The sequence below is a fragment of the Listeria grandensis genome (assembly GCF_014322885.1).
Taxonomy (GTDB): domain Bacteria; phylum Bacillota; class Bacilli; order Lactobacillales; family Listeriaceae; genus Listeria_A; species Listeria_A grandensis.
This window is the reverse complement of sequence record NZ_JAASUG010000009.1, coordinates 36699-49264: the sequence shown is the minus strand read 5'-3', so window position 1 is coordinate 49264 and position 12566 is coordinate 36699. Positions and strand designations below refer to the sequence as shown.

Annotated in this window: 11 protein-coding genes; 9 read left to right on the top strand and 2 right to left on the bottom strand. The window is 43.4% G+C overall.

The features are described from left to right. Positions 1 to 61: 61 nt before the first annotated feature. The 7 genes from HCJ54_RS12170 to HCJ54_RS12140 all read left to right on the top strand — a co-directional run bounded on the left by HCJ54_RS12170 (position 62) and on the right by HCJ54_RS12140 (position 9380). The gene (locus tag HCJ54_RS12170) at positions 62 to 949 is read left to right on the top strand and encodes a carbohydrate ABC transporter permease (protein ID WP_187137840.1); all 888 of its coding nucleotides are present in this window, start codon (positions 62 to 64) and stop codon (positions 947 to 949) included. A gap of 2 nt (positions 950 to 951) precedes the next feature. Next, positions 952 to 1788: a carbohydrate ABC transporter permease gene (locus tag HCJ54_RS12165; RefSeq protein ID WP_187137839.1), complete on the top strand. Its 837-nt coding sequence runs from the start codon at positions 952 to 954 to the stop codon at positions 1786 to 1788. Positions 1789 to 1803: 15 nt separating this feature from the next. Next, on the top strand, positions 1804 to 4233 hold the full coding sequence (locus HCJ54_RS12160) for a glycoside hydrolase family 38 N-terminal domain-containing protein (RefSeq protein WP_187137838.1): 2430 nt from the start codon (positions 1804 to 1806) through the stop codon (positions 4231 to 4233). A gap of 15 nt (positions 4234 to 4248) precedes the next feature. Then, positions 4249 to 5118: an ROK family protein gene (locus HCJ54_RS12155; RefSeq protein WP_187137837.1), complete on the top strand. Its 870-nt coding sequence runs from the start codon at positions 4249 to 4251 to the stop codon at positions 5116 to 5118. After that, positions 5081 to 6538, top strand: coding sequence for a glycoside hydrolase family 125 protein (locus HCJ54_RS12150; protein ID WP_244966950.1), 1458 nt, complete (start codon positions 5081 to 5083; stop codon positions 6536 to 6538). The genes HCJ54_RS12155 and HCJ54_RS12150 overlap by 38 nt, the downstream gene beginning before the upstream one ends. Before the next feature lie 99 nt (positions 6539 to 6637). Further along, a complete protein-coding gene (locus HCJ54_RS12145; RefSeq protein ID WP_185409844.1) occupies positions 6638 to 7501 on the top strand; it encodes a MurR/RpiR family transcriptional regulator in 864 nt (287 codons plus the stop codon). Between the two features lie 127 nt (positions 7502 to 7628). Beyond that, positions 7629 to 9380: a class I mannose-6-phosphate isomerase gene (locus HCJ54_RS12140; protein ID WP_187137836.1), complete on the top strand. Its 1752-nt coding sequence runs from the start codon at positions 7629 to 7631 to the stop codon at positions 9378 to 9380. A 66-nt stretch (positions 9381 to 9446) separates the two neighbouring features. Here HCJ54_RS12140 and HCJ54_RS12135 read toward each other — a convergent pair whose 3' ends face one another. Then, positions 9447 to 10001: a helix-turn-helix domain-containing protein gene (locus tag HCJ54_RS12135; RefSeq protein WP_036066554.1), complete on the bottom strand. Its 555-nt coding sequence runs from the start codon at positions 9999 to 10001 to the stop codon at positions 9447 to 9449. A gap of 116 nt (positions 10002 to 10117) precedes the next feature. Between HCJ54_RS12135 and HCJ54_RS12130 the strand changes: the two genes are divergently transcribed. Together HCJ54_RS12130 and HCJ54_RS12125 are read left to right on the top strand one after the other, a co-directional pair. Next, positions 10118 to 10708: a LysE family transporter gene (locus tag HCJ54_RS12130; protein ID WP_187137835.1), complete on the top strand. Its 591-nt coding sequence runs from the start codon at positions 10118 to 10120 to the stop codon at positions 10706 to 10708. A 121-nt stretch (positions 10709 to 10829) separates the two neighbouring features. Further along, complete coding sequence (locus HCJ54_RS12125; protein WP_187137834.1) at positions 10830 to 11225, top strand: DUF1398 domain-containing protein; 396 nt, start codon at positions 10830 to 10832, stop codon at positions 11223 to 11225. Positions 11226 to 11604: 379 nt separating this feature from the next. On the opposite strand, the gene HCJ54_RS12120 is transcribed toward HCJ54_RS12125, so the two are convergent. Further along, the gene (locus HCJ54_RS12120; protein WP_187137888.1) at positions 11605 to 12483 is read right to left on the bottom strand and encodes a helix-turn-helix domain-containing protein; all 879 of its coding nucleotides are present in this window, start codon (positions 12481 to 12483) and stop codon (positions 11605 to 11607) included. Positions 12484 to 12566: the final 83 nt, after the last annotated feature.

Here is a 12566-nt window from a genome sequence, read left to right as displayed (position 1 = left end):
GAAGAGTCGGATATAGCTTCTTCTGCTTTCCAAGGAGTTTATTAGGAAGGGTGTGACCCGTATGAGTTTGCAAGCAAAGCCAAATGTAAGAAGACGTGATTTGAAAGCCTATTTATATATTGCCCCAGCGGTACTCTTTGTATTCTGTTTTTGTATTTTATCGATGCTTTTTACGCTGGTTATTAGTTTTACAGATTGGAGCGGTTTAGGAGATTTTAAATTTGTAGGTTTTGATAATTATATTGCTGTTTTCCAAGATAAGAACTTCTTATTGTCTTGTATTAATACGCTGGTTTGGGTGGCCGCGGGGCTTATTATTCCTGTTGTGCTCCCCCTCCTTTTCGCCATCGCTATTACAAAAAGTTCCTTTGCGACCTTATTCAAAAATTTATTTTATTTTCCGAATGCGGTTTCTGGGGTTATTGTAGGTCTCATCATGACCAGCCTGTTATCGATGTATGGCTTGCCACAGCTTTTAGGCATGATGGGTTTTGAAGATTTGGATAAAAACTGGCTGAATATCCCGTATGTCAACACTGGTGTGATGATCGGGGCTGGGATTTGGCAAGGGATTGGGATGAACATGCTACTCTTTATTATCGGTTTGGTGAATATGCCAACAGAACCAATCGAAGCGGCAAAATTGGAAGGAGCCTCAGGGTTTGACTTATATACCAAAATCATTTTGCCGTTGCTAAAACCGACCATTATCGTCGTTGTACTCATGTCATTAGTGAATAGCTTCAAGACATTTGATAGTATCTGGATCATGACTGGTGGTGGACCATATCGGACTTCCGAAACGTTGGCTGTTACGATGTACAAGGAGTCTTTTTCGAACAATCATTTAGGTATGGGGTCCGCCATTGCTGTCATGCTATCAGTGATTATACTCATCATCTCTATTGTCTACTTAAGAAAGACATTTGTTAAAGAAGGGAGCCATTAATTATGATGCAAGCAAAACACGCTGGACTTGGGAAGTGGACCATTAATATCATCCTTATTATCTTGGCGCTTATCTGGATTTTCCCGTTTCTTTACGTCATCGTCAACGCTGTGAAAAGTTCAGCAGAGTACAGCATGGGGAACTTCTGGGATTTACCACAATCATTTTCGATTGCAGAAAACTGGACGTACTTAACGCAACAAATTCAGCTTGGTTCGGGTTTCATTAATAGTATGATTTACGGCGCGCTTGGCGGTGGACTCGGTATTATTATGGCGGCTCTAGCGGCTTATGCCATCGAAACACTTAAAATTAAGCATGGCTTGCTGTGGTTTTTTGTGATTTATAGCGGGACGATTTTTCCGTTTCAAGTGTATCTGATTCCGATTTTTAAAGCTTATAATAAGGTGGGGCTGTACGATACGCGGGTGGGCATGATTCTTATTTATGCAGCTTTAATTATTCCGTTTAGTGTGTTCGTATTGCGGAATTTCTTGATGGGAGTTTCCAAAGAAATGTTAGAAAGTGCAAGGATTGACGGTGCATCGGATTTCTATATCTTCCGGAAAATCTATATGCCAATGGCTCGTGCCCCGCTTGCCGCCGTATTTTTATTCCAGTTCACCTGGATTTGGAGCGATTTATTATTCGGGATGACCTTAGCGAAATCAGAAACGGCGCGCCCGGTTATGGCAGCGGTATCCTTACTCGGAGGCGCTACGATACAGAAAGTTCCGCCAATTTTACTAGCAGCGATCATCGTTTCGATTCCCACCATTATTTTATTTGTCTTATCACATCGACATTTGGAAAAAGGATTTATCGTCACTACAAAATAAGGAGTGTTATGAAAAATGAGTGTATCAAAAAAATGGACGCTATACTTACTGCATCATTCGCATACGGATATTGGCTACACGGAGCGTCAAGAAAAGTTGAAGCGATACCATGTCGATTTTATTCAGCAAGCGATTGATATTTTAACAGAGATTGAACAAGGGAAGCGTCCGGAATGGGAAGGGTTTCGGTGGGTTTGTGAAAATTATTGGCAGGTGGAGAACTTCCTTGCGAACAGTAGTCCAGATAATATTGCTTGCTTTGAACGCTATGTCCAGGCGGGGTTGATTGATATTTCACTCAATTATTTAAACATGACGGAACTTGTGGATAATGATGTTTTGAATCATAAATTGGCGCAGGGAAAGGCGTATGCGGACCGGTTGGCAGTACCGCTTGATTCAGCGATGAGTGCAGATATTAACGGCTATTCGTGGGGTTACGCCGATGCACTAGCACGCAATGGAATTGAGAATTTATTTAGCTGTATCCATACGCATCACGGCATGTATCCACTTGGTAAAAAGCATCACGGTTTTTGGTGGGAAGGCCCGAGCGGCGAACGTGTTTTGACTTGGGTGTCGGATCACTATCATATGGGAAATGAGTTATGTCTAGTGCCCAATCATGGCATTACGTATTTACTCGAGGATCGTTATAATGAGAAGGCTGCAGTGGCTGATTTTCAAGTTGCCGAAGAACGGATTTTCAAGTATATCGAGAGCTTGGATAATGATCCAGAATATGAATACAATTTTGTGCCGGTGATGATTTCTGGGATGAGTACGGATAATGGCGCGCCGAATGGTCGTATTTTGGAGCGCGTGAAGGCTTGGAATGACTTGCACGGCGAAGAAATCAAGATCGAGATGATCACGCTAAACCACTTTTTCGAAATTTTGCGGGAACAGGTGAGTGAGTTGCCGGTGTATCGTGGAGATTGGAACGATTGGTGGGCGGATGGCGTTGGCTCTACGCCTGCGGTTGTGAAGCATTATAAAGATGCCCAGCGGAAATATCATATCGGTAAACAGTTGGCGCCAGACGTGGTGGCAGAGGATCAGGCGTATGTGGATGAAGTAGAGTATGAATTGGCGCTGTACGCAGAGCATACGTGGGGCTATTCCTCATCCGTGACAGAACCTTGGGAGACGCTGGTCAATGATTTAGATTTCAGAAAGTCAGCCTATGCAATCCGCGCAAATCAGTTGGCATCGCTGAAATTGGATACGATTTTAGCTGAAAAAGGAGAAGTGAGCATTCGGCCTGATCGGGAGAAATTATTTAAAGTAATTAACCCGCAGAAGGTGGCGCGAACGGATAGTGTATGTTTGTATATCGAGCATTGGGAAGACGTTGAAGGCGTCGCGGTAGACATGTTACTGCAAAATATCGAAGTAGTCGACGAGCAAACTGGAAAAGTATTACCGTCGCAAGTTCGGAATATTGCACGGGCGAAAGAAGTTGACGTTGTCATAGAGTTGGGCGCTTTGGAAGAACGGATTTTGCGCATTCGGCCTAAAAAAGATTTGCATCAAGAAAAGTATCGTTACTTAGCGGTGGATAAAGTGAATGATATTATGTATGACGGTTGGCAAGAAGGCTTACGGGTCAACGCGCATCAAGTAGAGACGAGATTTTATTCGATGACTTTTGATGAAACGAGTGGAATTGCGTCGATGATTGATAAGTTAGATGGGCGCTCATTGCTTCGCGATAACATGGTACATGCGCCATTTACAGGCATTTATGAACGCACAGAAACGGAGCCAGATGCATGGGAAGTACGTCATTCCATGGGACGAAATCGCAAAAAAGTAGGAACGAAGCGCTACGTATCCGAATTACGAGATATCAAAGTAGCGGAGGCGGGCGAGGTGAGTGCAACCGTTGTATTTACGTATGACCTCGCAGGAACACAAATGTATGAAATCCATATGAAGATTTACAGAGACACGCCAAAAATCGATGTCACGCTACGTTTGCATAAGGACAGCATCTGGGACCCAGAAAATTTATACATCTCGTTCCCATTCACGACGGGCGCGACCGAGGAACTATATTTTGATAAAGCAGGATGTCTTGTGCGCCCAGGAATAGACCAGTTACCAGGCACTAATCAGGAATTTTACTTGGTGCAAGAAGGCGCGGCTTATGTCGGCGAGGAGAAATCGCTTATTGTCGCTGTAAAAGATACGCCGCTATTAGTATTGGGTGATCTTGCGCATCATTTGATTGAGCTAACAGGACAAGGCGAAATCTTGAAAAATGAAGAACCACTTTACGTCTGGGTCATGAACAATTTTTGGGAAACCAATTTTAAAGTCGATTTAGCGGGATTTTACGAGTTCCGATATACGCTGGCGACGGTGCAGTCAAATCAGGCGGATGCTGCAATCGATGTCTGCAAGTCCTATAATCAAGGATTCTTATCGATGTATATCTAAGAGGAGTGTAGAGACATGTACCGGATTGGTATAGATATTGGAGCAACAAATATGCGAGTTGGATTGTTCGATGCGGCGAGTCAATTAGTAGCGCGTGAACAAATGAGAACAGAAGCGACTCTGGGACCTGCACAGGCGCTTGAAAAATTGGTGGCTATGATAGCGTTGGTTGATCCAGAACGTCAGGCAGTAGGGATTGGAATTGGCGCGCCAGGACCACTTGATGTGGATAGAGGAATCATTCTGGATGCACCGAACCTGTCTGGGTGGCACGGTTTTGCGATTCGAGCGGAGCTTGCCAGTCACTCGGGGAGACCCGTTTTTCTAATGAACGATGCGAAAGTAGCAGCCTTGGCAGAGGCTAAAATCGGAGCGGGAGCAGGTTACAGTAGTGTGCAGTATATCACCGTGAGTACGGGCGTTGGTGGCGGCTTCGTTGAGGGCGGCAAGCTGTTCGCGGGAAGTCATCAGCATGCGTCAGAAGTCGGTAATATGATTGTGGATGCGAGCTGTGAAAATGGTACGCTAGAGCACTTGTGCAGCGGCAGTGCTTTGCGCAGAGAAAGTAAGCATTTGTTTGGTGAGGACAAGACGGCAGCGGATTTATTTGCAAAATATGGTGATGGAGACGCCGATGCAAAACGCGTGATGGCTAACTGGTTACAGCATTTTGGAGCGGCGATAACATCGATTATTCAAGTCATTGACCCCGAAGTTTTCGTACTGGGAGGCGCGGTTATTTTACATCATCCATGGTTAGTGGAGGCGCTTCACGGGATCGTAGCAGAGCAGGTATACAGCACAATGAAAGAAACAATTCAATTAAAGGTCGCAAGTTTAGGAGACGATGCAGGACTTTACGGTGCTGCGATGCTTGTCAAATGAAGGGAATGGTGATCTTTTGGATAAGGAAATACTGAAAAATACGAGTCTGGACAAAGAGTTGATGGGTGACGATACGTATCTGCGGTTGCGACAAATCACGGATGATATTTTAAAACAAGCGGCAAATGATAACGCGGAGCTCGCTCAAATCATTGATAAAGCGGTAGATAATCTGCTGAAAAACACTAATTTATCCGCAAAATTGCAACGGATGTTTCGAAAATGTATGCTAAACACGATTACGTCCACACTTGTGCAAAAGAAGGATGATTCGGCATTCTTGTTTACGGGTGACATTCCAGCTATGTGGTTGCGGGATTCCGGCGGACAGTTACGCGTATTTTTAAATCTGGATGACCCGAGTGGCAAATTGTATGATGTGATTGGAGCGGTGATTCGACAACAATTCCGCTATATATTATTGGATCCATACACAAACGCATTTAATTTTGCGGCTGATGGGAATTGTTGGAGCGCTATTGATCAAAGTGAGAGACAAAATCCTTGGAGTTGGGAGCGGAAATATGAGTTGGATTCGCTTTGTTTTCCGGTGGAACTCGCGTATTTTTACTGGAAACAGACGAAGCGGACGGATTTATTTGATGACGATTTTTTAGCAGCGGTCAGGGAAGTGATTCGTGTATTTCGCACGGAACAGCATCACGAGGAGCGCTCGGAGTATTTCTTTATCCGTGATAATGGTGTGGAACAAGATACGTTGCCGAATGAGGGGCGAGGAACGGCGGTCGGCTATACAGGGATGATTTGGTCTGGCTTTCGTCCGAGTGATGATGCTTGTGAGTATGGTTATTTACTGCCGGCCAACATGTTTGCAGTCGTGATTCTTGGTTATTTGCAGGAGATTATAAACGCTTTTTATCCAGCTGAAAATGAATTGTTAGCGACGATAACGGAGCTTAGAACGCAGGTTGAGGAAGGTATTGCGCAGTTTGGAATCATCGAACATCCGACATATGGCGCGATTTATGCCTATGAAGTAGATGGTTTAGGCAACTATAATTTGATGGACGATACTGGCGTGCCGAGCTTGTTGTCTTTGCCGTATATAAAATATTGCGAGACAGATGATCCGATTTATCAAAATACGCGCCGTTTTTCCTTATCAGCGGCTAATCGTTATTACTTTGAAGGAAAGGCTGCAAAAGGTTTAGGGAGCCCGCATACTCCACCTGGTTACGTTTGGCATATGGGGCTTGCAATCCAAGGTTTGACGTCTACTGAGGTATGCGAGTGTCAGGAACTGTTAGCTTTGTTCGAAACGACGGATGCTGGAACGGATCTGACGCATGAAGGGTTTTTGGCAGACGATCCGAGTGTATATACGCGAGAATGGTTCTCTTGGTCGAACTCGATCTTTTGCGAATTTATTTTAAAAGAAATTGGGAAGTTGAGGCTATAGCTTGTTTTCAAGTGAGGTACGGTATCTCCGTGGTTATTTTTGAAATAATTACGGGGATATTTGCTGTATAATGATGATATGACGAAAGGAGTGTTAGCTATGAAATCTGGTATTGTACAGTTGCAAGCGTTAGCCAAACAGTCGATGGGATCGTATCAAGACATTGCCAAATACATTGTAACAAATGCGGAAACGGTAAAAACAATGCATATTACGCAGCTCGCGAATGAATGTTTTACAAGTCCAGCAACGATTGTGCGGATGTGCAAGAAACTTGGTTATAGAGGATACACCGATTTTAAACAAGATTTAGTACTGAATCTACATAAATGGTTTTTTGAGAAGCAGGAAGTGTATAATCGCGGCTATATTTATCCGAATAAGGCGGCTATTGAGATTGGCGAGGTCATCACAAATTTGACGATCAACGGGATGATAAAAAGCGTCCAGTTTTTAGACTCGGAGTTGGTAACGGATTTGGCGAAGATTTTATATGAGGCGGAACGGATTGATTTTTATGGTTGTGGCATATCGAATCTCGTGGCGCAAGACTTTTCGTATCGGTTTTTGCGCGCGGGGAAAAATACGAGTGCTTTTGCGGATTCCCATATTCAAATTTCACAGGCGCAACAGTCGGAAGCTGGTTGTGTTGCCGTCGGGATTTCGTATAGCGGGGAAACAAAAGAGGTGACAACAGCGCTCGAGATCGCAAAACAATTAGGGGCGTATACGATTTCTTTTACGTCAGAAGAAGATAACAGTTTGGCGCAAGTGGCCGAATGCAATATTACAGTGGCCCAAATTGAGCATCCAGAAGGCTATGTTGCGGCGGCATCGCGTATTGAGATGTTACACGTAATGGATATCATTTACTCTGTGTATGCCAGTACGTATGATGAAACGATTGCTTCTAAAATCTCGCGGTCAAGACCTTATTTTAAGAAAAAGAATGAGGATACGTAAAAAAGAATGAGCGTTTAGGTAAGGTTTTTTTCGTACGGCGGAAATGGTTTTCGCTATTTGGTAAAAGTATTGTGGAAAGCGCTTTATATTCTTATACTGAAGGCATGAAGGGAAGGAGGCGTCGTGATTGACTACCAATCAAACGACATATAATCATTGTCCGACAACGAAAGTGAAGGGGGACTTTACCACGTGGACAGGATTTACAGCTATTTTTTCAGAACTTTCAAGTGCCGCGATTAAACTTTCAAAAAAGAAGACAATACTTGCCGTAGAGCTTTATCCGGGAGCTCGTGTGGGGAAACTAAGACAGGCATTGGAGGAATATTTTAAAGATGCGACGATCATTTGTGCGGATGATTTTGCTTTGAGTGGTGCCGAGATTGCCGCGAAATTCGAGATGCTGATTACGGAAGATCGGGTTTTTGGACGGATGGCTGCGATTAAGATTGAGGATTATTATCACAAAGAGAAGTTGCGGGCTTTGCAGGAAGAAGTTGCAACTACGGGAAGTGGGTTGACGATTGTTTTTGGAACTGGAGCGAGCTTAGCCGCAGATGCGGATGTCATGGCTTATGTGGACGTGGCGCGCTGGGAAATTCAGCAACGGATGCGCTCTGGTGAGATGGGAAATTGGAATGATACGAATGTTGCAGAGGATATTTTGCGGAAATATAAAAGAGGGTTCTTTTTGGACTGGCGCGCTGCGGATCAGTTGAAGGTCGACCTGTTTCCGAAGATTGATTATTATGTGGATGATAATACCTTAGATATGCCTAAAATGGTGCGTTGGGACGATTATTGTGCAGGTTTGGAGCAGACGTTACAAGGTCCGTTTCGATTTGTGCCATATTTTGATCCTGGTGTATGGGGCGGACAGTGGATGAAGGAGAAGCTGGGCCTTGATGCAAGCCGTGAGAATTTTGCGTGGGCGTTTGATGGGGTTGCAGAGGAGAATAGTTTGTATTTACAGTTTGGAGATACGCGGATTGAGACGCCAGGCATTAATGTGGTACTGAAATATCCAATGCAGCTACTAGGAGAATTGGTCTTTAGCCGATTTGGAGCAGAATTGCCGATTCGTTTTGACTTTTTAGACACGATGGGTGGGCAGAACTTGAGCCTGCAAGTGCATCCAGACAAAGAGTACATTAAAAAGCAGTTCGGGATGGACTACACACAAGAGGAAAGCTATTATTTATTGGATGCAAAAGCGGATGCGGTCGTTTACTTAGGTGTGAGAGATGAGGTGCGGCCTGATGCGTTATTATCGGCACTGAACGCGGCGCAAAATGGTTCGGGTGAAATGGATGTGCCCGAATATATCCGCACTTTTCCGGCTAAGAAACATGATCATTTCTTAATACCGTCAGGCACGATACATTGTTCAGGAGCGAATTCGATGGTACTTGAAATAAGTTTATGCGCGTATATTTTCACGTTCAAGCTATGGGATTGGGGACGGTTAGGGCTAGACGGAAAGCCGCGTCCGGTTCACCTCGATCACGGTGAAAAAGTGATTAACTGGAATCGATCAGAAGGATGGGTAGCGGATAACTTAGTGAACCATTTCGAGGTGTTAAAAGAGACGGATACGCATAAAAAAGAACATACCGGCTTATATAAAACAGAGCAAATCAGGACGGAACGGGATTGGTTTACTGATTTTGTGGATTACGATAATTCGGAAAAAACGGTGAACATGTTGAATCTAGTGGAAGGAGATAAGGTCGTTGTAGAGAGCGTGGATCATGCATTTGAAGCGTTTGAAGTACATTATGTAGAAACTTTCGTTATCCCTGCGCAAGTGGAGAAATTTAGAATAAGGAATGTCGGCACAAGCGAACGAGTAGCTATTTTACGCGCGTGGATTATATAACATGAGGAATCACTCCCTTTTGATGGATCTGATAGGACATCAAAAACGGAGTGGTTCCTTTTGTCGTTAGTTGGGATAGTAAATAATCATGCTGAGGCGGCAGATGTCGGAACTTGCGTTGGTATAGACATGCTCTTGATCGGCTTTAAAACGAATCGAGTCGCCATCCTTGGCGTTTAGTTGTTGTCCGTTTGTCATAATAACGAGTTCTCCGGAAAAAACCGTGATAAATTCTTCCGTACCATCTGGATGTGGTGTGGATTCTAGCCTTCCATCGGGATCAATCTCCAAATAATATGTTTCAAAGCGGCGCTCGCTATCGAACGTAAACATTGGATAGTTACGGCATTTCCCGTCATCAGCAATAAGTGGTTCACGGGATTTTCGATCGATCACTTCATAGTCAATTTTGGGCTTCGTAACAAGTTCTGTAAAAGAAACTTTCAACCCATTCGCGATTTTCCAAAGCGTAGAAATGGTAGGATTCACGTCTCCGCGCTCAATTTGACCAAGCATACTCTTACTGACCCCAGTGAGTTTCGCGAGTTCATCGAGGCTGAGACGTTTTTTTTGACGGGCTAATTTTAAATTTTCTGAGACAATGGCACTGATATTATCCATAGACTGCTCCTTTTACGATGTTGACAATATAACGCACGTAATGTATTGTATACTGTATGAACGTTATAATATCCTTTTTGTGTATTATAACATCCGCAGAGAAGGAGGTAAAGAATATGTTCAATGTAGCAGCGTTTTTATCTTATATATTCCTGACAGCATACACGCCGGGGCCAAATAATATCATGGCAATGACCAACGCAAGTAATGACGGCTTTAAAAAGAGTTTTCGGTTTTGTTTAGGTGTTTTAGCTGGATTTTTCGTCGTTGTGCTGGCATCCGCGATTTTTAGTGCAGCTTTATATGATATTATCCCGACGATTGAACCGTTTATGCGTTTTATCGGAGCAGCATATATTTTATGGCTAGCGTGGATGATTTTACGAGATAAACCTAAAAATTCTAAAGGTAACAAAGTGCGATTAGAACCGAACTGTTTCTTTGCGGGGATGGTGATGCAGTTTGTGAATGTAAAGGTGATTTTATACGGAATTACGACTTTTTCAACGCTTGTTTTACCTTATTTCACAGGTATGTTCCAAGTTTCTTTATTTATCGTGATTTTGACGGTTGTTGGCTTTTCTGGCACGTGTTGTTGGGCGATGTTCGGCTCTATTTTCAGCAAGCTTTTCGCGGAACATAAGCGGGGGCTCAACATTGTAATGGCGCTATTGCTAGGGTATTGCGCAGTCTCTATTTTGATTTAGCAAGGTGTATTGTTTTTTGGTGGTGGGCATAGTAAAATGAAGAGGAGTTTATCACACCACCGGAAAAGGGAGAAAATAGATGCTATTTAGTACAACGACGTTTGAGTAGGAAGGTGAGTTCATGTTAACCGAAGAAACCATCATGCAAGTAGCGACGAGTGAAGCGAATGCTGGAGATTTTCCAAAAGTAGTGCAGGGATTTAAATCAGCAGGCGTTGTGGCATATGATTACATCGTGGCGAGCGGACTGTACGTGTTCTATGACATAGACGGCACAAAAGTCGAAGCGAAACTAAATGGTGTCCCAAAAAGCATCGCAGAAATCGGCTCAGTGAAGGCAATTCAAGCCGCTGTCAAACAAGCCCAATCTGGCAACATCGATTTTGAACAGTTTTGCGAATTGGCAGGCGAGGCGGGCGTATCGATTTGGCACTCCAATTTAATCGAAATGCTGGTTACTTATCAAGATAAAGCTGGAGGGATTTTGCTACAAGAACCGATCCCTGCTGTTCAATAAGTATTAGCAAGAGCGCTCTCTGTCATGGAGAGCCTCTTTTATTGGCAGGCGTAGAAGTATTAGTTCATCTACAGAGAAACGACAGGTCTTCTCTTAAAAATGCTCTTGCATTATAATTCTTCCAACGCTTGATGATCGTATAACCACAAAAAACGATTTTACTCTAATTTCTAGGAGTAGCATCGTTTTTTTGCATATATTTTTTCGAATAGGGTAAACAGTAAAAGTGTTAGCATTTGTTTCGAAAAGGGGCTATGTGATGTATCTATTAATTATCGGGATTGTATTGTTAGGTATTGGACTTTTCATATTTGAGCCAAAAAGCAGAGAACGACACGATGACTAAAGTTCTAGGAGGTAACTCTAGGGCTTTTTTTCGTCAATGTCTGTTTTCATAGAGCAGACAACTCAAATAAGCAAATAGCAATCCATCGGTTTTTCGCAACGACAAATTCGTCAGCTCCTGAAACTTATCAATCCGATATTGAATCGTGTTGCGGTGCATGAATAGGGATTTTGCCGTCATGCTCAAGTTTCCTTGTTGCTCCCAAAGTGCCTTAATGAGCGGCTCCCACGCGTCGTCTTTTTCAAATAGGAGGCCGATTTGTTGGGCTAATAAACTGTTCGTGAGCTGTTCGGCGATCATTGGCAGACAGTTAGATTCAACGGTTTGTACGAGGTGATTGGAATTCTGCCGAAACAGTCGTTGTTCCTCGGCGAACAAGTCGCGTAACAATAAATTTTGCTGATGAAACAAGCCCATGAAAAAATGGACCCGCATGTAGAAATCGCCTTCAAGCGTTGTCGCAATCGCATCGAGCTCTTCTTCACCAAGCAAGGAACCGGCGACTTTTTCGATTATCACGCCGTAATCATCGGTCAGCATGAGCAATTCGGCGTCTTGTGCGAAGAAACTTGTCAAAGCTTTTTGCCATTCGATTAAGGTGGCTTTTGCTGGTGTGCCTGACTGAATTTGGAATTGGATGATTCGGTAAGCATCTGGCTTTGCGGCAAGTGTTACTTCTTCTTGGGTGAATAATAATGCATACCACTGTTCTAAGCCTGCATTTTTGAAAGTTGGTGTGGGCGCTTGAAACAAGGTTTGTAAAAGCAGTTGCTCTTCGGTTGTTAACGTTTTCTTTGGAATCGCAAAATAATATGGATTTTCATAGAAAAAGAGGTGTGTCGTGTTTGCTTTCAACGGTTTTTCAGAATATGTAAGATCGGGATATCGTTCTTTTAGTTTTTTTATTCGCATCATTATAGCCTCGCTTTCCACTCATTTATTGTGTCAAAACCACAAGGCAAAGTCAAATTTGATTGCGAATCGAACCTATATTC